At 46.5% G+C, this 26,795-nt stretch carries 22 protein-coding genes, 1 other RNA gene and 3 pseudogenes; 7 read left to right on the forward strand and 19 right to left on the reverse strand.

Annotated features, from left to right (window positions below; translation table 11 throughout):
* Positions 1-11: 11 nt before the first annotated feature.
* The 6 genes from EYA81_RS01625 to EYA81_RS01650 all read right to left on the reverse strand — a co-directional run bounded on the left by EYA81_RS01625 (position 12) and on the right by EYA81_RS01650 (position 7,303).
* Entirely contained in the window at positions 12-410 is a 399-nt protein-coding gene (locus tag EYA81_RS01625; protein WP_005832284.1) for a hypothetical protein, read from the reverse strand.
* Positions 411-532: 122 nt separating this feature from the next.
* Positions 533-1,393 (reverse strand): RNA polymerase sigma factor RpoD/SigA, encoded by an 861-nt coding sequence (locus tag EYA81_RS01630; RefSeq protein ID WP_002561589.1) that lies wholly within the window; start codon positions 1,391-1,393, stop codon positions 533-535.
* Positions 1,394-1,585: 192 nt separating this feature from the next.
* Positions 1,586-3,115, reverse strand: a complete 1,530-nt coding sequence (locus EYA81_RS01635; RefSeq protein ID WP_005831283.1) for a Do family serine endopeptidase — start codon at positions 3,113-3,115, stop codon at positions 1,586-1,588.
* Between the two features lie 347 nt (positions 3,116-3,462).
* On the reverse strand, positions 3,463-4,797 hold the full coding sequence (locus tag EYA81_RS01640) for a transglutaminase family protein (protein WP_119957825.1): 1,335 nt from the start codon (positions 4,795-4,797) through the stop codon (positions 3,463-3,465).
* On the reverse strand, positions 4,794-5,966 hold the full coding sequence (locus EYA81_RS01645; RefSeq protein ID WP_131225303.1) for a dipeptide epimerase: 1,173 nt from the start codon (positions 5,964-5,966) through the stop codon (positions 4,794-4,796). Before EYA81_RS01645 ends, EYA81_RS01640 begins: the two co-directional genes overlap by 4 nt.
* A gap of 131 nt (positions 5,967-6,097) precedes the next feature.
* Positions 6,098-7,303 (reverse strand): NlpC/P60 family protein, encoded by a 1,206-nt coding sequence (locus EYA81_RS01650; protein ID WP_034522629.1) that lies wholly within the window; start codon positions 7,301-7,303, stop codon positions 6,098-6,100.
* 200 nt (positions 7,304-7,503) lie between these two features.
* Between EYA81_RS01650 and rnpB the strand changes: the two genes are divergently transcribed.
* Together rnpB and EYA81_RS01660 are read left to right on the forward strand one after the other, a co-directional pair.
* Positions 7,504-7,917, forward strand: an RNA gene (gene rnpB, locus EYA81_RS01655) — RNase P RNA component class A.
* Between the two features lie 30 nt (positions 7,918-7,947).
* On the forward strand, positions 7,948-9,267 hold the full coding sequence (locus tag EYA81_RS01660; RefSeq protein WP_005832288.1) for a YihY/virulence factor BrkB family protein: 1,320 nt from the start codon (positions 7,948-7,950) through the stop codon (positions 9,265-9,267).
* A 136-nt stretch (positions 9,268-9,403) separates the two neighbouring features.
* On the opposite strand, the pseudogene EYA81_RS01665 reads toward EYA81_RS01660, so the two are convergent.
* From EYA81_RS01665 to pstC, 6 genes and pseudogenes are all read right to left on the reverse strand, one after another.
* Positions 9,404-9,484, reverse strand: a pseudogene (locus tag EYA81_RS01665) (NAD(P)H nitroreductase); the annotation flags it as partial.
* Between the two features lie 12 nt (positions 9,485-9,496).
* Entirely contained in the window at positions 9,497-10,099 is a 603-nt protein-coding gene (locus tag EYA81_RS01670) for a riboflavin synthase (RefSeq protein WP_005832292.1), read from the reverse strand.
* A 353-nt stretch (positions 10,100-10,452) separates the two neighbouring features.
* Complete coding sequence (gene phoU, locus EYA81_RS01675; RefSeq protein WP_057282083.1) at positions 10,453-11,148, reverse strand: phosphate signaling complex protein PhoU; 696 nt, start codon at positions 11,146-11,148, stop codon at positions 10,453-10,455.
* A gap of 60 nt (positions 11,149-11,208) precedes the next feature.
* The gene (gene pstB, locus EYA81_RS01680) at positions 11,209-11,964 is read right to left on the reverse strand and encodes a phosphate ABC transporter ATP-binding protein PstB (protein WP_016274364.1); all 756 of its coding nucleotides are present in this window, start codon (positions 11,962-11,964) and stop codon (positions 11,209-11,211) included.
* A 17-nt stretch (positions 11,965-11,981) separates the two neighbouring features.
* Positions 11,982-12,842 (reverse strand): phosphate ABC transporter permease PstA, encoded by an 861-nt coding sequence (gene pstA, locus EYA81_RS01685; RefSeq protein ID WP_035448806.1) that lies wholly within the window; start codon positions 12,840-12,842, stop codon positions 11,982-11,984.
* 12 nt (positions 12,843-12,854) lie between these two features.
* Positions 12,855-14,038, reverse strand: a pseudogene (pstC, locus tag EYA81_RS01690) (phosphate ABC transporter permease subunit PstC).
* A 191-nt stretch (positions 14,039-14,229) separates the two neighbouring features.
* On the opposite strand from pstC, the gene EYA81_RS01695 reads away from it, so the two are divergent.
* The 4 genes from EYA81_RS01695 (at position 14,230) to EYA81_RS01710 (ending at position 18,949) form a co-directional block, all read left to right on the forward strand.
* Complete coding sequence (locus tag EYA81_RS01695) at positions 14,230-15,051, forward strand: PstS family phosphate ABC transporter substrate-binding protein (protein ID WP_131225304.1); 822 nt, start codon at positions 14,230-14,232, stop codon at positions 15,049-15,051.
* Positions 15,052-15,125: 74 nt separating this feature from the next.
* Positions 15,126-16,865, forward strand: a complete 1,740-nt coding sequence (locus EYA81_RS01700) for a glutamine--tRNA ligase/YqeY domain fusion protein (protein WP_005832304.1) — start codon at positions 15,126-15,128, stop codon at positions 16,863-16,865.
* 4 nt (positions 16,866-16,869) lie between these two features.
* Positions 16,870-18,282, forward strand: a complete 1,413-nt coding sequence (locus EYA81_RS01705) for a tetratricopeptide repeat protein (protein WP_005831314.1) — start codon at positions 16,870-16,872, stop codon at positions 18,280-18,282.
* A 28-nt stretch (positions 18,283-18,310) separates the two neighbouring features.
* Positions 18,311-18,949, forward strand: coding sequence for a DedA family protein (locus EYA81_RS01710; RefSeq protein WP_005831315.1), 639 nt, complete (start codon positions 18,311-18,313; stop codon positions 18,947-18,949).
* A 90-nt stretch (positions 18,950-19,039) separates the two neighbouring features.
* Here the strand turns inward: EYA81_RS01710 and tpx are convergent, their stop codons facing one another.
* Positions 19,040-19,540 (reverse strand): thiol peroxidase, encoded by a 501-nt coding sequence (gene tpx / locus EYA81_RS01715; protein WP_005831317.1) that lies wholly within the window; start codon positions 19,538-19,540, stop codon positions 19,040-19,042.
* 126 nt (positions 19,541-19,666) lie between these two features.
* On the opposite strand from tpx, the gene EYA81_RS01720 reads away from it, so the two are divergent.
* Positions 19,667-20,272 carry an HdeD family acid-resistance protein gene (locus tag EYA81_RS01720; protein WP_008664823.1) on the forward strand — a complete coding sequence of 202 codons (606 nt, stop codon included), beginning with the start codon at positions 19,667-19,669 and terminating at the stop codon, positions 20,270-20,272.
* A 63-nt stretch (positions 20,273-20,335) separates the two neighbouring features.
* Here EYA81_RS01720 and EYA81_RS01725 read toward each other — a convergent pair whose 3' ends face one another.
* From EYA81_RS01725 to EYA81_RS01750, 6 genes and pseudogenes are all read right to left on the reverse strand, one after another.
* Positions 20,336-20,929 carry a master DNA invertase Mpi family serine-type recombinase gene (locus EYA81_RS01725; protein ID WP_005831322.1) on the reverse strand — a complete coding sequence of 198 codons (594 nt, stop codon included), beginning with the start codon at positions 20,927-20,929 and terminating at the stop codon, positions 20,336-20,338.
* A gap of 229 nt (positions 20,930-21,158) precedes the next feature.
* Entirely contained in the window at positions 21,159-22,400 is a 1,242-nt protein-coding gene (locus EYA81_RS01730; RefSeq protein ID WP_008664824.1) for a DegT/DnrJ/EryC1/StrS aminotransferase family protein, read from the reverse strand.
* A 13-nt stretch (positions 22,401-22,413) separates the two neighbouring features.
* Positions 22,414-23,004, reverse strand: coding sequence for an acetyltransferase (locus EYA81_RS01735; RefSeq protein ID WP_008664826.1), 591 nt, complete (start codon positions 23,002-23,004; stop codon positions 22,414-22,416).
* Positions 23,005-23,013: 9 nt separating this feature from the next.
* On the reverse strand, positions 23,014-23,622 hold the full coding sequence (locus tag EYA81_RS01740) for a sugar transferase (protein ID WP_008664828.1): 609 nt from the start codon (positions 23,620-23,622) through the stop codon (positions 23,014-23,016).
* 83 nt (positions 23,623-23,705) lie between these two features.
* A pseudogene (locus EYA81_RS01745) lies at positions 23,706-24,922 on the reverse strand (glycosyltransferase family 4 protein).
* A 1-nt stretch (position 24,923) separates the two neighbouring features.
* The gene (locus tag EYA81_RS01750; protein ID WP_034532945.1) at positions 24,924-26,795 is read right to left on the reverse strand and encodes an alginate lyase family protein; all 1,872 of its coding nucleotides are present in this window, start codon (positions 26,793-26,795) and stop codon (positions 24,924-24,926) included.

Consider the following 26,795-nt stretch of genomic DNA (forward strand, 5'->3'; position numbering starts at 1 on the left):
TATTCCCTAAATTATTCCTGCGGTTTTGTAAATGTGAAAGCTTCAGGCTTCACCACCTGCAAAACCATATTCTTACTCTTCTTATACTTACCTTTTACCTTTACAGCCTCTTTTTCCAACTTTTTCCTGTTTTCAGAGAAATAAATCATACAAGTATAGTCCGGCTTCTTCAGATTGTACTCCAGATAGTTCTTGAGCTGGTAAGTGTATAAATCACGCTTGGGCAAGAATCCATTCTTATCCAGCTCTACGCTGTCCAATACCTGGATGTCTGTATAATATACGATGGAGTCATTGAAAGAAGCCGCCACACCAAAAGCATATACAGCCTTTTCCTTATCTTTCATTGTAAAAGCCGAGCACAATGCAAAAACCAAAGCTACGGCACAAAGTATACGAACGTATTTCATTGAGTTATGAGTTATAAGTTATGAATTATCAATGGGGGCAAAGATATAAAAAAAACCGCACGCCTACTAAAGACGTACGGTTTTTTAATTCCTTCTATTTGTCGGAAACTGATATTTCTTATTTATCCCAAATAAGATTTGAGCAATTTACTACGATTACTTTGTCTTAATCTTCTGATTGCTTTTTCCTTAATCTGACGCACACGCTCACGGGTCAAGCCGAATTTGTCGCCGATTTCCTCTAATGTCATTTCCTGCTGTCCGATACCGAAAAACATCTGTATGATTTCTTTTTCCCTATCGGTTAACGTAGAAAGAGCTCTATCAATTTCCCTCGCAAGAGACTCGTTCACCAAAGAGCGGTCGGCCATAGGGGAGTCGTCGTTGACCAGCACATCGAGCAAGCTGTTGTCCTCTCCTTCTACAAAAGGTGCGTCCACCGAAATGTGACGGCCGGACACCTTCAGCGTATCAGAGATTTTGTCAACAGGGATTTCCAGTTCATCGGCAAGCTCTTCAGGAGACGGACGACGTTCGTTTTCCTGCTCGAACTTGGAGAAGGCCTTGCTGATTTTATTCAGCGAGCCTACCTGGTTCAACGGAAGACGTACAATACGCGACTGCTCTGCCAAAGCCTGCAGAATGGACTGACGTATCCACCATACTGCATAACTGATGAACTTGAAACCACGTGTTTCATCGAACTTTTCGGCAGCCTTGATCAGTCCTAAATTACCCTCGTTAATCAAGTCGGGCAAACTCAAACCTTGGTTTTGGTACTGCTTGGCCACAGATACAACGAAACGCAGATTGGCACGTGTCAATTTCTCCAGTGCAACACGGTCACCCTTGCGGATGCGCTGAGCGAGCTCCACTTCCTCTTCAACAGTAATGAGGTCTTCGCGACCGATTTCCTGCAAATACTTGTCAAGAGAAGCGCTCTCTCTGTTAGTGATACTTTTTGTAATTTTAAGTTGTCTCATTCTTATAATACAGATTTGGGTTGCAAAGGTACGACAAATTATTTTGTTACAATAATTTCATCCCAACTTTTTCACCTTATTTATATCTTATCCTATATAACAAAAAGGATGCCGGTATGTATTGTACCGACACCCCCTTTTTCGCTATTGTTAGCTAATATTACAATCTTCTTACCTAACTATCCCTATTTTTTATTCTTGAGTCAAATCAACGGCATACATTGCACGTTTTCCTGACGGGAACATACCGGTGATGAACAAACCTTGCTCAGGAGACTTTCTTGCCTCTTTCATCGCCTTTTCCAAATCGTCCACCGTCTTCATCGGCACTCCGTTGGCTTTCAGAATGATGAAGCCCTTGCGGATACCTGCATCGGCCATCTTGCCATTGGTAACCCCGGTAACTTCCAGACCGTAACCCAGGTTCAACTGCTTCTTCAGCTCGGAAGATACGGGCTTGAAGGCTGCACCCAAGATTTCCATTCCGGCATCCTTCACTACCTTCGTAGTGCCTTGCTCATTCTTCAGCGTGATTTCGAATTCCTTTTCCTTCTTGTCACGAACCACTGTTACCTTCACTTTGTCGCCCGGACGGTGTTTTGCCAGCATTTCCTGCAAATCCGAGAACTTGTGAATCTTCTTGCCGTTCAATGCTATGATTACATCATTTTCCTTCAAGATGCCGGCAGCGGAACCACCTTCAACAACTTCGGCCACATAGATACCCTCTTTCACACCAAGTTCGTCGGCCTTCTTCTTCAGTTCTTCGGTCCAGCGTTCGTCCATCTGCAGGTCTGTGCTCAAATCACTACCCTTGATGCCAAGGAGCGCGCGCTGCACGGTACCAAACTGTTTCAAGTCGGCTACCACCTTTGTCATAATGCTGGTAGGAATGGCAAAACCATAGCCGGAATAAGCACCCGTGGGTGAGTAAAGCATGGCATTGATACCAACCAGCTCGCCTTTGGCATTCACCAACGCACCACCACTATTACCTTGGTTGATGGCAGCATCCGTCTGAATGAAAGACTGGATGTTTGCAGCTTGTCCATTGGAGGCAGAAGAGCCAATGGAACGGGCTTTTGCACTGACGATACCAGCTGTTACGGTAGAGTTCAGGTTGAACGGATTACCTACTGCCAATACCCATTCTCCCACCTTCAACTGGTCGGAGTCACCAACCGGAATTGTCGGGAAGTCATCCCCTTCAATCTTAATCAATGCCAAGTCCGTGCTGGGGTCAGTACCGATGATGCGTCCTTTCAGCTCACGGTCGTCATTCAGTTTCACAGTGATTTCATCAGCACCTTCCACCACGTGATTGTTCGTCACAATATATCCGTCTTTGGAGATGATGACACCCGAACCGAAACCTACACGCGGCTGGGTCTGTATCTGGCGCTGGCGTCCACGACCGTCTCCAAAGAAGAAGTCAAAAATATCCGGCTGTTCTTGTACCGTCTGGGTCTTACTCAACTGAGTGGCACGTATATGCACTACAGCATGGAGCGAACTCTCCGCTGCTTGTGTCAAATCCACAGGCTGGGCATCCGTTGCATGGAAAGCCGCCGGTAGCAGATTATTGGGGTTCTGTTGGAACAACTCGCTGAATGCGGCAGGCTTTTCCTTATTCAGCATCTTATAAGTGGTCAATCCAGCCACTCCAGAGCTCAGGAGCACGATAGCCGCAACTCCAAGGATGTTTTTTGTTGTCTGTTTCATACTATTCTTCCTATTCTTTAAATTGTTAATATTCAAGTTTCGTTTAACATTACGACGTTAAAATAACGACAAAAAACGTTCAGTTATTCCGCTTGTCACTCTTTTTTGTTCTCTTTTAACAGAGGATATTTAGGGCTTAACAGCGGTTAACGGCAAAGACTGACAAATTAGCATTTATGTACGATTGCTGACTGTTAAAGAACTGACAGATAGGGCATAAAAAGACGCATCACCCGTTGCGGCCGAAACGGATGATGCATTTGGGGTAAACAGATGATGCGTTTATACCAAACAGATGATGTGTTCGGGCTGAACGCATCATCTGTTTTTAGAGAGCAGATAGCACCTTAATAATTCAAGTAATCAATGTCCATGTGGTAGTCCCACTGCGGGAAGTAGAGGTTACCTCCCTCCCACTCCACCTCGCCACGCTGGAAGTCGACGGTCTCGCTGCGGGGATACTGCTTTTCGGGCTGTAGCGGCATGCCGTAATCAGTGTTCACAATCATGCGCCAAGAGTCTATACCACCCAGGAAGAAATATTCTTCGTCGGCATTGCGGGCAAAGGCAGGAATGCCGAATGACTGGTCGACAGGCACCCAACCCACACCCTCGAAGTAGACTTCTGCCCAATCGTGCAGATTCCATGCACGGGGATGCATCATAAAGCCGCTCTGGAAATGTGCGGGAATACCACTGATGCGGCAAAGCGTAATGAACAGCAGGCTGACTTGGCCACAGTCTCCGTGACGGTTATCCAACACATATTCCGGGATATTCTCAATGGTGGAATATTCGCGTGCAGAAGCCCACGGGAAGTTGTCATTCACCCAACGGAAGATACGTTTGGCTTTCAGGTAGGGGTTGGTTTCACCTGCTGTCAATTTGGCAGCAAGTTCGCGCAAGCGCGGGGAAAAGACGATATGCTTCTCACGCTCGGCAGTATATTCCTTATAAAGGGCGGTCGTCGTATCATAGGGCTGCACGTCTTCCGGCTTCAGATTATGCCATTCGCCGTTGGCGGTAAACTCAAAGGTTTCGGAGAATACGGTCGGTTCGCCTTCGACAGCACGTTTCTCCATGTACAATGTACTGTGACGGCACTCGGGCGACGAAAAGGTGTATTGCGGTTCGCTGGCCGAAATGAACTTGACATCCTGCTGCCGGGCCTGGTCCTGACGGGGATAGGGTAACCAGCAACGGATGATTTTCCCGGCAGGCACGGCATTGGTATCTACGGTCAACGTGTAGGTGACGCGCATGCGCTTCGGCGCAACAATGGCCTTGCCCTCTTTCTTCACAGCAGAAATGATTTCGGGCAGGTTCTCCATATTCACTTTCTCGCTGCCACTCGGCGAAGTGCCTTCCTTGGCTATCTTGATGTCATAGCAAGTGGAGTCCACACGAAACAGATTAGGTCCGGCATTGCGGAAATAGCGTTTCTCTCCATCCAGCATCATGCACTCCAAAGCTTTGGAGGCTTCCCACTGGCGCATCTGCTCATCGGTCACGTCGGGAATATACTTGCGGATATAGTCCTTCACCTGGGATTCCGTCATACAGAAGTCCGTAAGCAGACGTTGGTGCAGGTCGTCCTCCCAATTGTAGGGCTTGCTCTCGGGCTTCGTGCTGCATGCAGAAGCCATCACAAACAGAGCGACGGTATACAATAGCTTTCTCATAACTTCACCACTCCAATACCCGGCAATTCGGGCAACGTTATCTTACCTTTCACAACCTCCATACCCTTGAAACGGTCATTCGCAATCAACAGACTACCGTCCAAGTCAGCAAAGTCCACTGCCGGAGAGAATTGGGAGGCAGCGGTAATGGCACAAGAGGTCTCGGTCATACAGCCTACCATCACTTTCATGTCCAATGCACGTGCCAAAGTCACCATCTTCCAGGCTTCGCGCATGCCGGTACACTTCATCAGCTTGATGTTGATGCCCGTAAAGGCGCCCTTCAAGCCTGCCACATCCTTCAGACGCTGGATGGACTCATCGGCAAATATGGGTAACGGGCTTTGCTGAGCGACCCATGCGATATCGTCCAATTGTTCCTTGGGCATCGGTTGCTCTATCATGACAATTCCTTTTTCGTGCAGCCAATGTATCATATCGAGCGCATGATGTTTGTCTTTCCAGCCCTGGTTGGCATCAATGGCAATCGGAAGGTCCGTCACCGAACGGATGGTCTCTATCATTTCTTTGTCGTTCTCCCGCCCCAGCTTTACTTTAAGGATATTGAACCGGTCGGCACACTCTTTCGTCTTTTCACGCACCACGTCGGCCGTATCAATACCGATGGTGAAAGTTGTAAAGGGAGTCTTCTCCTTGTCCAACCCCCATATCTTATACCAAGGGGCTTGCAACAGTTTGCCCACAAGGTCGTGCAAGGCGATGTCCACAGCAGTTTTAGCAGCGGAATCCCCTGCCGAGAGGCTGTCTATATAAGCCAGTATATCTTCCAGCTGAAAGGGGTCTGAGAATTGGCCGATGACATCCTGCACCTTCTTCAAAAAAGCTAATACACTGTCCATCGTACCTAGTTCGTGTTGCAGGTACGGGGGCATGGAGGCTTCACCATAACCGATAATGCCATCATATTCTATCTCGACCTGAACGTCGGGAGTGGTAGTACGCGAGTAGGTGGCCACTGTAAAGACATGGCGCAATTTCAGTTCATAGGGGAAGAAACGCAGTTTCATTTTTGGGGTTACACCTGCCCTACTGTTCACGTTGAACAAGGAAGGAGCGTCATTTCCTCCGGCAAATACATGATTGATTGCCATGCCTGAGCCGAGTGCGGCAAAAGCGGCGGTTTTCAGGAAATCTCTTCTGTTTGACATAATTGTGTGTGTATTAAATGTGCCAATATGCTAATGGGCTAATGTGCCAATGGACTGCGCTATGTATATGCTACGTTATGTTTGCACCGTCACGCCGCAGGTCATTGGCATATTGGCACATTAGCACATTATTACATTGAATAAAATGGATTCGTTTCCGTTGTATTGAGCGACGCCTCCTTATTTATATAAGGTAACACGCGCGTAGCGAACAACAGTCTACCGAGGTTGTATTCATCGAACAGCTCGTCGTCGAGGCTGAAGCTATTGACGCGCACATCGCCTTGCGAATGGATGAAACGCTTGTTGCCGATATACATGCCGACATGTACCACACGTTCCTTGCGTTCCGGCGTCGCCTTGCGCCCGAAGAAAATCAAATCGCCCGGCTGGAGGTTACTGAAATCAGGAGCGATATCGATATGCTCGCCCACGTATGCCTGCTGGGAAGCATCCCGCGGAATGATGATGTCGTGCATGAAAAGAACGGTGCGCATGAAGCCGCTACAATCCACCCCTTTGGAGGAAGTGCCAGCCCAAAGATAAGGGATGCCCATCATGCTATGCGCCGTGGCTATAATGCTGGCGGCATCCTGCTTCAAGGTGGCACGCCATTTCTTCTCAGGCATGGAGATGGATTTGGAGATATATCCCTGACGGCCGTCGGGATAAGCCACCTTATAAAAGGCACCTTTTGTCCCCTCCCACTTCAGGCGGTTTCCTGCAGCAACATCAGAGACGGTCTGCGATGCCTGGCTGGGCTGTGAGTAGACAAAGCCATAATGCGAAGTCACCACTATTTTCTCTGCATTGTTCCAAGCGGTCAGCTCTTCCCGCGTGACGGGATGTATGCCTACTCGGTGTACCCATGCAATGTAGTTGTCCGGTGTCTGGATACGGTACCAGCCGTCGCGCTGCAACACCCGCACCGGCATACCCATCAAGCCTTGCGTCATCATTTCTGAAGAGAAATCCGGGGCTACCCGAAGATTGCACACAGACACATTGACAATGCCATACGTCTTGCCTTCAAGTCCGGCCTCATCCGGAAGCACTTGCAGACAATCCATCACCGCATATCCTTTCTTTGCCAAACCATCCAGCAAAGCCGTCTTTGCCTCTGCCGAAGTGGTGACACCACGCAACATCACATTCTTTCCGGAGAAAGAGTAATCCACATCGAACAAAGCCACGCGCTTGTCCGGTGCAAACTTTTGTTTCAAACTGTCAGCGAGTTGCGCCACTTCTGCAGGTATTGTACGGTCACCCACTTCCGAAGCGACAGCAAAAAGCGGGATTAACAGAAATAAAGAAAAAAGAGAGGATAACTTTTTCATTGGCCAAAAGGATTTGGGGGTTATTACTAATAGCAAAGCTACGAATTTATTCCGAAATAGATACATGTTTTTAAGATAATTAAGGGTAAAGAATGAAGAATGAAGGATTCATCCGTACTGCATCCGCACACTGCACAACAAATTCTTCATCCTTCATTCTTCATTCTTCATTAATATTCCGTATCTTTGTACCCTATAAAGCAGTTGGTCGGTCTGTCGCTTGCGCCTCGTGCGTATGAGGAAAGTCCGGGCAACACAGAGCGTCCCACTTCCTAACAGAAAGCTGTCCGTGAGGGTAGAGTAACGTAGAAGAAAATAACCGCCGTCGCCCTTGGGCTACGGTAAGGGTGAGAAGGTGGGGTAAGAGCCTACCAGTCTTGTGGCGACACAAGGGCTGTGCGTCTTGGGAGTTGTAAGGTCATGTAAACCGACGTTATGAGAGTTGCTCGCTCCATGTCGGAGGGTAGACCGCTAAAGCTTGTATGGTGACATGCGGCTCAGATAAATGACAGACACTTCTTTAATGGAGAATGGATAATGAAGAATGGATAATTCCTAATTAGGCTTTTTCAGAAACAGAAGAACAGAACCCGGCTTACAGACTGACTGCTTTTTTATTGACAATGGATAATCGAGATAATAGCATGAACAAGCGTATTGCTGCCCTTTGGAAATTCCTCACCTACGACATCTGGCGTATTACGGAAGATGAAGTCACGCGAACGACCTTTTCCGTATACAATATCATCAAGACGATTTATCTTTGCATCAACCGCTTCACCAAAGACCGGATAGTAAACAAAGCCTCGGCGCTGACTTACAGTACGTTGCTTGCCATCGTGCCTATTCTTGCCATTTTGTTTGCCATAGCCCGCGGTTTCGGATTCGATAATCTGATGGAAAGCCAGATTGTCAACGGTTTCGGCGGTCCTACGGAAACCACGGAAGTCATCCTGCAATTCGTGAATTCGTATTTGTCTCAGACCAAGAGTGGAATATTCATCGGAGTGGGTCTGATTATGTTGCTGTGGACAGTCCTGAATCTAATCAACAATATGGAAATCACCTTCAACCGCATCTGGCAGGTGAAAAAGGCGCGCAGCATGTACCGCAAAATAACGGATTACTTCTCTATGCTTCTGCTGATGCCCATTCTGCTGGTGGTGTCCGGTGGTCTTTCCATCTTCATGAGTACGATGGTGAAGAACCTCGAAGACTTTACCCTGCTGGCTCCCGTCGGCAAGTTTATGGTGCGCCTCATCCCCTTCGTGCTGACCTGGTTCATGTTTACAGCACTGTACGTCTTTATGCCGAATACAAAGGTCAAGCTGAAACACGCACTCATATCCGGTATTCTGGCAGGTACGGCACACCAGGCATTCCAATTCCTTTACATCAGCAGCCAGTTGTGGGTTTCCCGTTACAATGCCATCTATGGTAGTTTTGCCGCCCTTCCGATGTTTCTGCTATGGTTGCAGGTATCCTGGACCATCTGCCTATTCGGTGCCGAACTGACCTACGCCGGACAGAATATCCGGAACTTCAGCTTCGACAAGGATGCGCGCAATATCAGCCGGCGCTACCGCGATTTTATCTCCATCCTGATAATGTCTCTCATAGCCAAGCGCTTTGAACAAGACGCCCAGCCCTATACAGCCGAAGAGATATCCGAAGAGTGCCAGATTCCCATCCGGCTGACACACGAAACCCTTTATGAATTGCAGGAAATCAACCTCCTACATGAAGTGGTGACCGATGAAAAGAGTGAAGACATCGCTTACCAGCCTTCCATGGATATCAACAAAATGAATGTGGCCCTCCTACTGGACAAACTGGACACGCACGGCTCAGAAGATTTCAAAATTGATAAGGAAAATGAATTCAACAACCAATGGGGAGCATTGCTGAAGGCACGGGAGGAATACTACAAGAATGCAAGCAAGGTGCTGCTAAAGGATTTGTAAGCACGCGGAAGTCTTTCCAGAAACTCCGTATCTGCTTTCTTTTTGATTATTTTTTAGACGCGGATGACGCGGATGGGAATATTAAAAAAATCCGCGTCATCTGCGTCATCTGTGTCTAAAAAGTAAATCACCGATATTTCTCAGGCTCCACGGCACGAGTCATATCATAGGCACGGTCACTCTGACGGGATGCCACTAATTGCAGGAAATCGTCCATAGTGCCGTTACCTTATTTATATTGTATCATGCGGCTGATGTACTTACCAATGATATCGAACTCCAGATTCACCACACTGCCCACTTTGAAAGCATGGAAATTGGTATGCTCAAAGGTGTAAGGAATAATGGCCACCTGGAAAGTATCGTCGGTGGGATTGCACACGGTCAGGCTGACACCATTGACCGTTACCGAGCCTTTGTCTACCGTGATGTAGCCGCGCTTTGCCATCTCCTTGTCAAAAGCATACCGGAAAGTAAAGTAATAGCTTCCTTCCGCATCCTTTATATCGATGCAAGTGGCAGTCTGGTCCACATGTCCTTGAACGATATGGCCATCCAGCCGGCCGTTCATCATCATACTACGCTCCACATTCACTTCATCTCCCACCTGCAACAAGCCAAGATTGGAACGGTCCAGCGTTTCCTTCATGGCCGTCACGGTATAGGTATCATCTGTCAGACTGACTACTGTAAGGCAAACACCGTTGTGAGACACACTTTGGTCTATTTTTAATTCACTGACGAATGAACACTTGAAAGTAAAATGTACATTCTCCTGGTCTTTGACCATCGCCACCAATGTGGCACATTCTTCTACTATTCCGGAAAACATGGTTCTATATACTTTTAGGTTATACGCGATTTATTATTAATATGCGCAAAGATACAAAAAGCCCTTCGTATAGGTACAAAAAAAAGGAAGCTTTTCACAAAGCCTCCTTTTTCAGTTTTCAATAGGTATTAGTTTTTTTTTTAAGGTAAAAAGATTGTTTTCAGGATAACGATGCAAATATAGGCGCTTTTCGTGATACTAACCAAATTAAAAAACATGTCTTATAACATCTTTTTGAGAAATCATTTAAGTTTATTATCATTTCAAAGCATTTTTCTACACCTGCAATCGTTTTCAATGGACAAATATAAGGCTATTTTCCATGAAACACTGAAATTATCCTAAAATTTTGTTTATTTCTTATCATTTAAGTAGTGTTCATCTGTCCGCCCGCTATGTTTTAACACTTTTGCGTCGATAAAGAACACTATTTCTTCGGCAATATTCGTGATATGGTCACCGGAACGCTCCAACTTGCGGAACACGCTCACCAGGTTCAGACAAGAAAGTGCACTCTCCGGATGCCGGCTGATGTAGTCGGCAAGGATGGCAGTGGCATCAGCATTGATTTCGTCCAGCATATTGTCCTTGGCAAACACAGCGGTAGCCAATTCCTGGCTCTCCTCCTGAAGTGCCTGCTTGGCAAGCTCGAGCATGGAGAGCACCTGGGCTATCATCTCTTCGAGACGGAGTTGCTTGACCAGCTCAGTATCCAATGCCGGTTCATGGCAGTTGAGGGCAAAGCGGGCGATGCCTTCTGCAAAGTCTCCCAGACGCTCCAGGTTCGTATTGATTTTGAGCATGGCAAGCACAAAGCGCAGGTCGATGGCAACGGGGTTGTAAAGGGCAATGATATCCTCCACGTCGCTGTCTATTTTCAGTTCGAAAGCATTGACGCGACGTTCGCGCACCAATACCTGCTGGGCCAGTTCCCGGTCCAGCGTAAGCACGGCGTCACCTGCACGGTCGAGCTGATTATATACCAGGGTCCACATTTCGTCTATTTCCTTTTTCAGCAAGACGAGTTCAGATTCGATAAACTTCACCATAATGTTTCTATTTTAAGATTACTTTTGTACAACTTATTTTTGCTTGTATGGAACAATCCGCTACCCGAAGCGTCCCGTGATGTAGTTCTGCGTCTCCACCTTATCGGGATTCGTAAATATCTTCCGGGTATCTCCAAACTCCACCATCTGCCCCATATAGAAGAAAGCCGTATTATCACTGACACGCGCTGCCTGCTGCATGTTGTGGGTGACGATGACGATGGTGTACTGCTTCTTCAACTCGTGGATAAGCTCTTCCACCTTGGCAGTGGAGATGGGGTCGAGGGCGGATGCCGGCTCATCCATCAGCAGGACTGAAGGAGACACCGCCATGGCACGGGCTATGCAGAGACGTTGCTGCTGACCGCCGGAGAGGGCGTAGGCGGAGACTTTCAGCTTGTCCTTCACCTCGTCCCAAAGAGCGGCGCCTTTCAGGGTTTCTTCCACCCGCTGACGGATGAAGGCGTTATCGGTGATGCCATTCACACGGAGTCCGTAGGCAACGTTCTCGAAGATGCTTTTTGGGAAAGGATTGGGGCGCTGGAACACCATGCCCACGTTCTTGCGGAGTTCATCCACTTGCACTCCTTTTCCATAGATGTCTTGTCCGTCAATGCGTATCTCGCCGGTCAGACGGGTGTCGGGAATCAAATCGTTCATGCGGTTCAGCAGGCGCAGGAAGGTAGACTTTCCACAGCCCGAGGGGCCGATGAAGGCTATCACAGACTTCTCCTCAATGTCCATGCTGATGCCTTTCAGGGCATGGAAATCGCCATACCAGAAATTCACGTCACGGGTTTCTATCTTGTTCTTCATACCTATTGTATATGTTTTCAATTCGTCTTAATCTTCTTCTCAAAGTATTTCCGCAGGGCGTTTGCCAGCAGGTTCACCAGGAGGATAATGAGTATCAGCACTAGTGCCGTGCCGTAGGCGATGGGAAGCTGCGCTTCCATATCGGTGCCGCTAGTAGAGATGACGTAGAGGTGATAAGGAAGCGCCATGCACTGGTCGAAGATGCTTGCAGGCAACTGTGGCAGGAAGTAGGCGGCACAGGTGAAAAGGATGGGTGCCGTCTCGCCCGAAACACGCCCCAACGCCAGAATCAGTCCGGTGATGATATTGGGCATCCCCATCGGCAGAATGACATGCCAAATGGTCTGAAGCTTGGTAGCTCCCAACGCGCGGCTTCCCTCGCGCATGCTGTCGGGGATGGCTTTCAGCGCTTCTTCCGTGGTGCGGATAACCAAAGGCAGACTTAGCAGACCCAGCGTCAACGAACCTGCCAGGATGCTGTCTCCAAAATCCATATAGTTGACGAACAGCGCCATGCCAAACAGACCGAACACGATGGAAGGGATGCCGCTCAGATTATTCGTCATCATCCGTATGAAGCGTACCACCCAGCCTTTCGGCACATACTCATTCATATAAATGCCACTCATCACTCCCACCGGAAAAGCAAACAAGGCACTGCCCGCCATCAAGCAGAACGTACCTACAATGGCAGGAAGGATTCCGCCGGCAGTCATACCGTTGGCAGGAGCCGTTGTGAGGAACTCCCAATCGATGACTCCTATACCTTTATATATAATGAAACCGAGGATAGCAAAAAGAATCCCCACCACACTCAAGCTCAACAGACGGAACAAGCCAAATGCCACGTTTTGCGAAAGATGCTTTCTATTGACCATATCTACCTTCTTTTATTTTCGTCTTGGCGAAACTGCTTCCACCGTGAAATTTATCAATAAACTGATGAAGAACAGCACGACACCCAGCAAGAACAATGCTTCGTAATGAGGTCCGCCGGCAGGCGCTTCACCTAGTTCGGCGGCAATCGTTGCCGGAATGGTGCGCAGCGGTTCCAGGATGGTATGGGGAATGACGGCGGCGTTGCCCGTCACCATCAGCACAGCCATCGTCTCGCCCACCGCACGGCCGATGCCCAACACCACTCCGGAGGTGATGCCCGAAATGGAGTAAGGAATCACTACCTTATATATAGTCTGCCATTGCGACGCTCCCAGTGCCAGACTGGCTTCACGCATAGCACGAGGGCAGTTTCTCATCGCATCTTCCGTCACCGTAATGATGGTGGGCAGCGCCATAATGGCAAGCACAATACTGCCCGCCAGCCCGCTCTCACCGACCGGCAAGTCGAAGACCTGCTGCAAAAAAGGTACAATGACAATCAAACCGAAAAAGCCGTAAACCACCGACGGTATGCCACTCAGCAACTCAATGATAGGTTTCAGCAGATTCCTTACCCGGGAATTGGCTACCTCCGACATATAGATTGCCACCGACAGACCAAACGGCAGTGCAAAAAGGATGGCAAACAGACTGACCCACAACGTCCCCGTAATGAGCGGCAAAAAGCCGAACTGCGCAGCAGGTGTTGCCGTGGGAAACCATTCAGCACCGGCAAAGACGTCCTTCACCGAGATGGTGTTGTCTTTCAGCAGATGCACCGAGTCCGGACGAACGACGAACTGCTGCGGTACGAAGGCTATAATGCCAGGCGTACGCTCCACCAGCTCCGTAATGCAAGCACCTGCATTTTCATAGGAAGCGCCCAACTGCTCTTCCGTATAATACTGTGTGATGTCCTCCAAACGGAAAAGGCGGATAGGAAGGTCCTCCCCCCCACTTCGTTCCAGTTTGTCAGCTCTTCATCAAAGACATCCTTTATCTGTGCCGGAGTCAGTTCGCTCACCCGGTTCTCCTTATTCAAGGCCAATACATACCCTTCTTCTATCACCTTGCTGCTGAACAAGCCCAGCGCTTCGGAAAAGAGGAACACGACGATAAGTACGATGGTAAGACTCGTCACAAAGCCGCTACAAGCCAGTATACCTTCTACAATCTTCTCAAAAATCTTTTTCATGTTGCCTATTGATTTCTGTATGCAAAGGAACGGGCCGGATGTTAAGGCAGTGTGACTAACGTTTGAAAGAAATGTTTCAAAGGTGTTACAAAACTATTACAACGACTCAAAGCACATTCCATGTAACACATTTGTAATATCCATTACCTTAATTTGCATCATGTGTTTACCCTATTTGCACCATGTGTTTTATGAAGACAAGAAAATTACTCCTACTCCTCGCCCTGGCAGCTGCCACCACTGGCATGCAGGCGCAACGCATCAAAGGCAGCGACACCGTGCTCCCCATAGCGCAGCAGACCGCCGAACGCTTTATGACCCTAAACCCCTCTGCCCGTGTCACCGTGACCGGCGGCGGAACCGGTGTCGGTATTTCAGCCCTGCTGGACCAGACCACGGACATCGCCATGGCTTCCCGCGCCATCAAGTTCAGCGAAAAGATGAAGGCCAAAGCCGCCGGAGAAGACTTGGCAGAAGTTCCCATCGCCTACGATGCCCTTGCCGTAGTGGTCCACCCCTCCAACCCAGTGAAACAACTGACCCGCCAACAACTGGAAGATATCTTCCGGGGCAAAGTCACCAACTGGCAGCAAGTGGGCGGAGACGACCGCAAAATCGTAGTCTACTCCCGCGAGACTTCCTCCGGTACCTACGAGTTCTTCAAGGAAAGCGTACTGAAAAACAAGAACTACATGAGCAGCAGTCTCTCCATGCCTGCCACGGGAGCCATTATCCAATCCGTCAGCCAAACTCGCGGAGCCATCGGATATGTGGGTCTAGCCTATGTATCACCGCGTATCAAGACACTCGCCGTTTCATACGACGGGCAGCATTATGCCGCTCCCACGCTGGAGAATGCCACCAATAAGACTTATCCGATAGTACGCCCGCTATACTATTATTATAACCGAAAAAACGCCTCGGTCGTAGCCCCTCTGCTCGATTTCATCTTGTCTGCCGCAGGACAGAAAATCATCAAAGAGAGCGGATATATCCCGGTACATAAAGAATAAATCTTCATTCTTCATTCTTCATTCTTCATTTTTTTACCCTATCTTTGTCCCCACGATACGAAAATAGTAACATTATGGCAGAAATAAAGAGCGAAGAAACAAGCGAAAAAAAGAGCTTGAACTTCATTGAGCAAATAGTAGAAAACGATTTGAAAGAGGGTAAAAACGGGGGAAAAGTACAGACACGCTTCCCGCCCGAACCAAACGGTTACCTCCACATCGGACACGCCAAGGCCATCTGCCTTGATTTCGGTATTGCCGCCGCACACGGCGGTGTCTGCAACCTGCGTTTCGATGACACCAATCCCACCAAAGAAGATGTGGAATATGTAGAAGCCATCAAGGAAGACATCCAGTGGCTGGGCTACAAATGGGGTAACGAATATTACGCTTCCGACTATTTCCAGCAATTGTGGGACTTCGCTATCCGCCTCATCAAAGAGGGCAAGGCATACATCGACGAACAGACTTCCGAGCAGATTGCCGCCCAGAAAGGAACTCCCACCCAGCCCGGTGTGGAAAGTCCCTACCGCAACCGTCCTATCGAAGAAACACTGGATTTGTTCCAGAAGATGAACAGCGGCGAGATTGAGGAAGGTGCCATGGTGCTCCGTGCCAAGATAGACATGGCAAGCCCCAACATGCACTTCCGCGACCCTATCATCTACCGTGTAGTGAAGCATCCGCACCATCGCACGGGCACCACTTGGAAGGCTTATCCGATGTACGACTTCGCCCACGGGCAAAGCGACTTCTTCGAAGGCGTGACACACTCGCTCTGCACACTGGAGTTTGTGCCCCACCGTCCACTCTACGATCTCTTCGTGGACTGGGTGAAGGAAGGCAAAGACCTCGACGATAACCGCCCCCATCAGTATGAGTTCAACAAACTGAACCTCAGCTATACGCTGATGAGCAAGCGCAACCTGCTGACTCTGGTCAAGGAAGGTCTGGTAAACGGTTGGGACGACCCCCGCATGCCGACCATCTGCGGTTTCCGCCGTAGGGGATACTCTCCGGAGTCCATTCATAAGTTCATCGACAAAATAGGATATACAACCTACGATGCGCTCAATGAATTCGCCCTGCTGGAAAGCGCCGTGCGCGAGGACTTGAACGACCGCGCCACCCGCGTATCTGCCGTACTGAATCCGGTGAAGCTTATCATCACCAACTATCCCGAAGGGCAAGTGGAAGAGATGGAAGCCGTCAACAACCCCGAACATCCCGAAGAAGGCAACCACGTCATCGAATTCAGCCGCGAACTTTGGATGGAGCGCGACGACTTCATGGAAGATGCTCCGAAGAAATATTTCCGCATGACACCGGGACAAGAGGTACGTCTGAAGAACGCGTACATCGTGAAGTGTACCGGCTGCAAGAAGAACGATGCCGGTGAAATCACCGAAGTATATTGCGAATACGACCCCGATACCAAGAGCGGTCTGCCCGGAGCCAACCGTAAGGTGAAAGGCACCATCCACTGGGTAAGTTGTGCCCACTGCCTCGAAGCAGAAGTACGTCTCTACGACCGTCTGTGGAAAGTGGAGAACCCGCGCGACGAGCTTGCCGCCATCCGCGAAGCGAAGAACTGCGACGCACTGACAGCCATGAAAGAGATGATCAACCCCGACTCCCTGAATGTGCTGCCCTGCTGCTACATCGAGAAGTACGCTGCCGGCATGCAGCCCCTCTCCTACCTGCAGTTCCAACGTATCGGTTATTTTAATGTTGACAAAGATTCTACGCCAGAAAAAATGGTATTCAACCGTACTGTAGGTCTGAAAGACGTTTGGGGTAAAATCAATAAATAAGAATATGAGTAAAAAAAACCTGCTGTCCGGAAGAGACAAAGAACTGCAAGAAATGGCAGAACAATATGAAGCTGCCAAAGCAGAGAACAGAACCATCTATCTAGACGCAGACGACTTAGCCGACCTCGCAGACTGGTATGCCGTGCATCATAAATATGCCATGGCTACCGAGGTCGTAGAGTATGGCTTGGGAATACATCCGGATAATACGGCTCTGCTGGTGGAACAGGCATACTTGTTCCTCGACACCCAGCATAAAGAGCAAGCCAAAGATATATTGGAACGGATTGCCGAAGAATCTTCCGAAGTGAAAGTGCTGAAAGCCAACCTACTGTTGGGCGAAGGCAAAGAAGAAGAAGCGGAAGCGATACTCGACAGCATAGACGATAAGGACGACCTGGCCAATATCGTTGATGTATCCTATATGTACATCGACATGGGATTCCCGGAAAAAGCATTGACATGGCTGACGCGCGGACTCGAAAAATATGCCGAAGAAGAAGCCTACCTTGCCGTCACCGGCGATTGTTACTATGCCCAGGGACTGTTTGAAAAAGCCACCTTCTTCTTCAATAAGCTGATTGACAAGAATCCGTATTCGGCTCCTTACTGGTTTGGACTGGCCCGTTGCTACTTTGACCAGCAGATGTTCGACAAAGCAATCGAAGCATGCGACTATGCCACGGTGGCCGATGACGAGTTTGCCGATGCCTACCTAATGAAAGGACATTCCTTCTTCCAATTGGGAAATGAGGAAAGTGCCATGGAGAACTACCTGCAAGCCGAAAAGTTCCATCTCGTCTCCCACGGTTTCATCAACACCTTCATCGGCCTGAACAAAACCTCCAAAGGAGAGTGGAAAGAAGGATACGACTATCTGGAAAAAGCCATAACGGCCGAAGACAGCCATGACTTCGCCTTGCCTTCTCTTTATGCCAATGCAGCCCTATGCCTGCACAAGATGGGAAAGAAACGCAAAGCACACCAGTATTGTAAAAAAGCATACGACCTGGCACCCGAAGAGATAGACCCGTACCTGATTGAGGGACGCATCTACATGGAAGAAGGTGAGTATGAGAAAGGTGTGAAGAGATGGGCCAAAGCCTTAGAGTATGCCCCCTATGCGGATACCTGGCACGAAATAGGCATGTGTAGCATGGAAATAGGACAACTGAGCTATGCCAAGCTGGCCTTTGAACATGTCAAAGAGATGGAGCCGGACTTTGAAGGTATCAACGAAAGGCTGACCTCTCTGTATATGCTGCTCAAAGACAAGGAGAACTTCATGAAGTACAACCAGCTGTGCGAACATCCGTTCAGGCTGGAAGAGTTGGACAAATTGCAACAGATACTACAAGAAGATAACCAGGAAGAGCTGGCCCTAGTGATGAAGAATATTTTCAATGCATTACAATAACAGTAATTATATACCACTAATCTAGCAAATGGAATCAGTAGCCTTTATCCAATGGTGTCTCGACCACCTCAATTACTGGACCATCACTTTATTGATGGCCATTGAAAGTTCGTTTATCCCCTTCCCTTCGGAAGTTGTAGTCCCTCCTGCCGCTTGGAAAGCCGCCAACAATGACAACATGAATATATATCTGGTGGTATTGTTTGCAACCATAGGGGCAAATATCGGAGCCTTGATAAACTACTATCTGGCAAAATGGCTGGGACGCCCCATCATTTACAAGTTTGCCAACAGCCGTTTCGGGCACATGTGCCTCATCGACGAAGCCAAAGTGCAGCATGCGGAAGAATATTTTGACAAGCATGGAGCCGTATCAACCTTTGTCGGCCGCCTGATACCTGCCGTACGCCAGTTGATATCCATCCCTGCCGGTCTGGCACGCATGAAACTGGGAACTTTCTTGCTGTACACTACCCTGGGTGCGGGCCTTTGGAATTCCATCCTGGCTTTCATCGGATATTACTTGTCCACAGTACCCGGCATCGAGAACGAGGAACAGCTGCTTGCCAAAGTAACGGAATACAGCCATGAGATAGGTTATGTATTTATCGGCATCGGTGTACTCATCGTGGCATTCTTCATCTATAAAGGAATGAAGAAGAAATAAAAAAGAAAACGGCATGATAATAAAAAAGCGGTGGACAGCATGATAAATTCTGTCCACCGCTTTTTATTGTTTATCCCAAATCCAAACTTTCTACTTTACAGCTGCAATAGCTTTATCATAATCTGGTTCTTGCGTAATTTCAGGTACCAATTCCGTATAGGCAATCTTACCATCCTTACCGATAACCACTACCGAACGCGCCAATAGACCTGCAAGCGGTCCGTCGGCCATGCGTACCCCGTAGTTTTCATCAAAATCGGAGAAACGGAAATCAGACAAAGGAATCACATTCTCAATACCCTCCGTTGTACAGAAACGTGCATGTGCAAAAGGTAAATCCTTGGAGATTGCCAACACTACCGTATCGGGCAGGCCGGCAGCCAGTTTGTTGAACTTACGTACAGAAGTAGCGCACACACCAGTGTCAAGGCTGGGGAAAATATTCAAAATAACATTCTTCCCGTTCAGTTCCTTCAAAGAGAATGAAGACAAATCTGTTTTTACCAATTCGAAATCGGGGGCAACAGAGCCCACCTTTATAAATTCACCGATAACCTTTACCGGTTGTCCTTTAAATTTTGTTGTAGCCATAGTTTTATCAAATTATATGTATACATAACAAATTACATACAGAAAAAGTTCACCCGAAACTTTTTTCCAGATAAACTGTTATTCTACGGACGAATTAATGATAATCACTTAAAAAATTAAATTCACATGAAAACTATTTTTGACGAACTTCAGCAGGAAGTAAAGAATTGGTGGATTTCACTCATTCTTGGTATTCTTTATGTAATAGTGGCTATAAGCCTGATGTTCTCCCCTCTCAGCGGGTATGCAGTATTGAGCATTCTGTTCAGCGTCTCCATGTTGTTCAGCGGTCTGCTGGAAATATCCTTTGCAGTAAGTAACCGTAGAAGGGTATCCAGTTGGGGATGGTATCTGGCTGGAGGTATCATCGACATGATTCTGGGATTCTACCTGATAACCTACCCAATGCTCAGCATGGAAGTCATTCCATTCATCATTGCCTTCTGGCTGATGTTCCGCGGCTTCTCATCCGTAGGCTATGCCATGGACCTCAAAAGATACGGGACAAGAGACTGGGGATGGTATGTTGCTTTCGGTATTCTTGCCGTCATCTGCTCGCTCATCATCTTGTGGCAACCGGCAGTAGGCGCCCTTTACGCCGTGTACATGATTTCGTTTGCATTCCTGATTATAGGTTTCTTCCGTATCATGCTGTCATTCGAGCTGAAAAACCTGCACAAGCGCGGGAAAGAGTGGAAGGAAAAGAAAGAGAAAGAAGTATCGGCCGAATAAGTAGCCCACACGAAGCGTGTCAAAAGGAATCCCACCTTTGACACCTTCGTTTAGCCGAATTGCTCAATAACGTCTCAGAAAACGGAACATCGTAGTCCGTGACACTCCCATCTGCCGGGCAAGTTCGGCACACGACTCTCCTCTTTGGTGCTCCCTTACAAGTTTCCTCTTGTTCGCATAGAGTATCTTCATCTTGGGTGTGTCCCCTTTCTTCCTGCCCAGATGTTTTCCTTCTTTCCTCCGTCGTTCCAAGGCTTCTTTGGTGCGCATGGAAATCAGATTACGCTCTATCTCGGCCATCAGTCCAAAAGCAAAACCCAGCACTTTACTATTGATGTCATTCTGGAACACATACCCCTCTTTGGTACTGTACAGCACCACTCCCCTTTTGATGCAGGAGTTAAGAATGGTCATTATCTCCAGCAGTGTCCGGCTAAGCCGCGAAATTTCCGTTATAATCAAGGAGTCTCCCGGTTTCATCCGGTCCAACAAGCCCGCCAGTTTACGCTCTTTGCTACTCACTTTTCCGCTGACCGTCTCCATGTACCATCTGTCGATGCTCAACCCATTCTTTTCCGCGAAGCGTATAATTTCCTCGCGCTGATTCTCTAAAAACTGTTTTTCTGTACTTACTCTTAAATAAGCTACTACTGCCATAATTGATAAACGTTTATTGGTTATTATTCACCACCAAAGAACGGTTATTCAAGTAAGAGTGGCAACACACAACTATGACTCTCTATCACAGAGGATCACATTATGGACATCCCCCGAAGTCAGGGAAGACTTCTCGGTAACTATCTCAAATATGCCTATAAACAAAGAAAACAGCCCCACTGAAGCTGTTTTCTGAAATTAGTTCATAAAAAATTGATACTATGTAGTTTCATAGTATACTCTCCTTCATTTCATTCACTATGTATCTCACATCCTCATCCGTCACATAAGGACCACTCGGCAAGCAAAGACCACGTTTGAACAAGCCCTCACTGACACCATTCACATAGGCAGGATTAGCCGAATAAACCGGCTGGAGGTGCATGGGCTTCCATAAGGGACGGCTCTCGATACCGGCTCTGTCCAAGCAAACACGCATGGCCTCTACATTACGGTTAGGCTCACAAGAAGTATGGGCACTCACTGACTCATGCGTAACACCGGCGGCACCACCTACGGCGCCTTTTACTGTCTCACGGTAGGCATCCTCCTCACCTCTCACATGCAGATTCCCGTCAAGCAGTACCGTGTTCAGCCAATAATTGCTGTCATAACGTCCGGAAGGATTCTCATGAAGCGTAATTCCCTCCACATCGGCCAACAACTTACGATACAGACCGCACAGATGCTTATGGTGCGCTATATGCTCATCCACCACCGTCATCTGACCGCGGCCGATTCCCGCACAAATGTTACTCATCCTATAATTATAGCCTATACGCTCATGCTGGTAGTAGGGATAGGACTCACGGGCCTGGGTAGCATAGAACATTATCTCACGCTTATACTCTTCATCAGGGCAAATCAAAGCACCGCCACCGCTGGTGGTTATCATCTTGTTGCCATTGAAAGAAAGCACACCATATTTGCCAAAAGTTCCGAGGACTTGCCCGTCAAACTTGCTTCCAAAGCCTTCGGCGGCATCCTCTATGACCGGAATACCATATTTATCTGCCACTGACATGATTTGGTCTATCCTGTAGGGCATTCCATACAAAGCTACCGGAACAATTGCTTTAGGTTTCCGCCCGGTCTTGTTGATACGCTCCCTGATAGTCTGCTCCAGAAGAACCGGGTCCATGTTCCATGTATCAGCCTCAGAATCCACGAATACCGGAGTAGCACCGAGGTAGGTCACCGGATGGGAAGAGGCACAAAAGGTAAAGCTCTGCACTATCACTTCATCGCCCTGACCAACTCCGCAAGCAAGCAGGGCCAGATGCACAGCGGCAGTACCAGCACTTAAAGCCACCACCTTTTTATCCTGCCCTACAAAACATTCCAAATCCTGCTCGAAGGCATTCACATTCGGTCCGAGAGGAACAACCCAGTTGGTATCAAAGGCTTCTTGTATGAAACCTATCTCCTTGCCGCTCATGTGGGCGAGGCAAAGATATATTCTCTTATCCATAAAATTACGTGATTTACAAAACTATATTCTTGATAATCTTACACCTATTCCCTACAGCCAACACACCATCCGGAATATCCTTTGTAACAACGGAACCAGCACCTATAATACTCCACTTCCCTATCTTAACACCCGGAATAACAACACTGCCGGCACCAATCCATGTCCCCTCGCCAACTTGCACATTGCCACAAAGCGTACAATGGGGAGAAATATGCACATAATCAGCAATCAGACATTCATGATCCACCGAAGCACCGGTATTGATAATACAATGGCTGCCAATACAAGCATCCGACTGCACAATTGCCCCCTGCATAACTACCGAGCCTTCTCTTATCTCAGTTTCTTCAGATATAATTGCAGAAGGATGAAAAGCTTTGCCATATTCAACCTTTAACTCCTTGGCAATCTTCCTGCGAATACCATTATTCCCAATACTGATTATCAATGGTCCGCAGACCTTCGACGGACGTAATACGGGATAGTCAAAAAGACAATGAATTTCCTCATTATCATCAAACAACGCTTCAATCGGTTCATGATTTGCACGCAATATATCAATGATCACTTTGGCATGACCACTGGCACCATATAAATACATGTTTTGATATTAGTTATTTCCAGTAAAGACTTCCATCGTAGCCGAAGTATCAGAGCTGATACCTTCCCTTATAAATACCTTTCTTATTGTCATAAAAACAATTTTCAAATCAAGTAGAAAAGAACAATGATCTACATACCACACATCCAGTTTAAATTTCTTTGACCAACTGATAGCATTGCGCCCGTTAACTTGCGCCCAACCCGTAATCCCCGGACGGACTTCATGACGACGAGCTTGTTCTTTACTATAAAGCGGTAAGTATTGAGGCAATAAAGGACGGGGACCTATCAAAGCCATATCCCCTTTCAATACATTAATCAGTTGTGGAAGCTCATCAATCGAAGTAGAACGTACAAAACTTCCAACTTTTGTCAAACGTACAGCATCAGGCAATAAATTCCCCTCTGCATCCCGTTCATCGGTCATGGTCTTAAACTTGATAACTTTAAAAATCTTTCCATCCTTCCCTGGACGCTCCTGAGTGAAAAAGACCCCGGAGCCCTTATTGGCAAAATGCAACCAAAAAGCGACAAGAAACAGTATCGGCCAAATCAAAGCCAATATGCAAAACACGAGAAGGAAGTCAATCACTCTCTTAAGAAAATGAGAATACATGCTCTAATAATTATGTACCAATATGAAGTCGTATCTAATATCCTTAAAAAAACTATTCTTCGATAACAAGACGATAAAAATCTTCATTTTAAAGAAATTACTTCCTCCAAGAATGAAACGAACTTATCCGCTAATGATTTTCTTGAGAAATTAGCTTCTGCAAATGCCCTAGCCTTCTGCCCGCATTCTGTTCTGTATGTATCATCGTCCAATAAAGAAATCAAGCCTTCGGCAAAAGCATTTGCATCCTTAGGAGGAACAACAATCCCTAACTTATTTTCTTGAATCATATCAGCAAGCCAACCTGGATAATTGTTTAAGACAGCCAATCCTGAAGATATATAATCAAAAAACTTATTAGGTGAAGTTCCATAGTAGAAAGCCGGAACATCAGCTAATACCATCAAACCCAAATCTGCTGATGCAACAACTTTATTTAGTTCCTTCTTAGGCATCGGATTATAAAAACGACAATTATCCAATTGCTCTTTTCGAGCTCGTTCCATCAAATGCGGTTTCATTTTACCGTCTCCTATAAATGCCAACACAATATCCGTCCGTTGCTTTGCCTTCAGCACTGCAGCAGCATCCAACACTGCGTCCAAACCATTGGCAATTCCATGTGCACCAGTAAAAACCGCCACTTTATCTGTTTCGGAAATGCCCTCCAACGAAAGATTATCACGTGAAGATGGCTTGAATATCTCCAAATCACACCCGTTCGGAATCATCGAAATACGCTTGCCTGGCTGGCTCCTTCTTTTAATTCCTTCACAAATTCCAGGAGAAAGACCAACACAAGCATCCGCGCAATGATAACTCAACCACTCCAAAATATTCATCCCCCACAATAAAAAAGGATTCTTCATACCTAAGGCCTTAGGTAATTCAGGCCACAAATCACGAACTTCAAATATAAATTTTTTCTTCCGGAACAACTTCATTACTATGCCTGGAATACCGGCTGTCAAAGGAGTAGAAGTTGCAAACAACAAATCATAATCTTCTTTCAATGCTATTTGAATACCTTTCCATCCAAACTTCACGAAAGTCCATGCTCTTTTGGCGATACCATCCTTATTTGAGTAAGGTAAAGCTATCTGAATCACATCTATACCATCGACCATTCCTCTATGAACATTTTTCATCGTTGTGTTCGGCAAATCTAGCTTGACCGTTTCACCACAAACCACGCAAACAGAATGACCTCTGGCAATCAGATGTTTTGCCAATTCATAAGAACGTGTCCCCCCGCTTGGGTGGGAATGGTAAAATGTTGATGGAAATAAAGCACTTTCATTTTATATAAATTGAAGGATTGTTTTTATCGAGCTATTTTTAGTCTGAAATTCGATTTGCCTACATTTAGTCGTTTGACCATAATAATTAGAACATAATTGTTCTGTATCAATAGTTTCACCGTTTGATTCCAAACTAAGATTATCCTTATTTGTATGCCATAATTGACGCATATTCATATTTTTGGGGTTACCATCTATACAATCTTCTATCTCCCACTTACATGTGTTTTTCCATTTTACAATCTTTCTATAATGTTTTATTTTCTTATTCAGATAAGTAAAACAAGAAACTTTTCCTTCAAATATGTAAGTATCCTCTGTTTCTTTCAACGAACTCCACTCTGCTTGCGACCAATTATACCAAATAAATCGATCTCCTTTCAACATTTGGTCATGTCCTTCAAGCATTATTGTATTATGAGATTCCGTACCCATAAAATATCGAAGTAACTTCTCTGTTGTATTGTATTTATAACTACCCCCATCAAACAAACAATTCTCTCCTTGATACCAAATATCCAAATGCAGATTATCCGCATGCGCAGGTCGGTCCTTATGTCTTCCACATCTGATAAAAGAAAAAGTATCCTTTTCACGAATACAATAATATCCTCCCTTATCAAAAGAAATGCAACCAAACTGTTTTTTTATTGGTGGATACATCTGTCGGTTTGCTTTCCACTCGCACAAATACCATTCTCTATCCTCATATTGCCGATCATACAAATGTTCGGAAGTAAGCAAATAATATAATGCATCGAGTTGAGGACGATAATCACGATAATCGCAATCATTAAGTTTAAAAAACAAAGCTCCATCATTCGAACCATAATTGGATAACCAACCGGTCGAATCATCCTGGCATTGATACAAAAAATTCACAGACTGATAAGCACGTTTATATACTTCATCACAAAACCGCTCCCCATTTCTGTCTGCCAGAGTAATGGCCCATGTCAAAAGCTGAACCACTACCCGATGATAATTCATGCTGAATTGCAAATAAGTACCATCTTCTGCCACTTGGTATTTTATCTCTTCCTCAAACCATTTCTTTCCTTTCTTTTTCCACTCTCCAGATTCTGGAAACTGAGGAAATAACAGACCTACCAGATACAACGCCAACGTTTCTGTTATTGCATGATTATTACGCACTGCAATCCGGGAAAAATTTATATTTGCACGTACATGCTTTATTTGCCAATAAACAGACTGGATGATTAACCTAAAAACATCTTCCGTCAATTCAACCGAATCTTTATAATAATAAAGTGCGAATAACCAATTCAATACACGCAAAGATATTTCCTGACTACATTTATAATTAGGTCCACAATTAAGTGGGTTTTTATGAATCCAGTCCTCTATTTGAGAAAATACAAAAGACGCATGATTTTCACCAGACTTTTGATCATAGAGGATAATGTCATAGAGAAAAGAAAAACGGGACTTTTCCCATACATACTTTATATCCCCTGCTTCAGGCACAATATCCTCTACTGTCGTCCAGTGTACATTCGCATTATATTTATAGTTCGTATCAGGGTTTGTCAGCCAGTCATAATCCGTTCCAAGGTTGTACCAAACGGCAGAAAAGAAGCAATATTCACCGCGCTTCATTCTATTGACTCTCTCTGAAAGTACCCTACTATCAGTATGGGTCAATTTCACGCTCTTTCTACTTGAAAAGAAAAAGGGTTTTGCGTGCTTTCTCCAATCCGCCAATGACAAATATTCTTTATCCTCCCAAGAAATAGGGTATGCTCTTTTCAACATTCCCCCTTTACGGCGTATTTCATACTGGATACGAAACAAAAAGTACTTTATTCCCATGTTATGAAATAACTGAAAATAAAGAAGAAGTTTATTCAT

The organism is Bacteroides sp. A1C1 (assembly GCF_004328515.1).
Lineage (GTDB): Bacteria > Bacteroidota > Bacteroidia > Bacteroidales > Bacteroidaceae > Bacteroides > Bacteroides uniformis.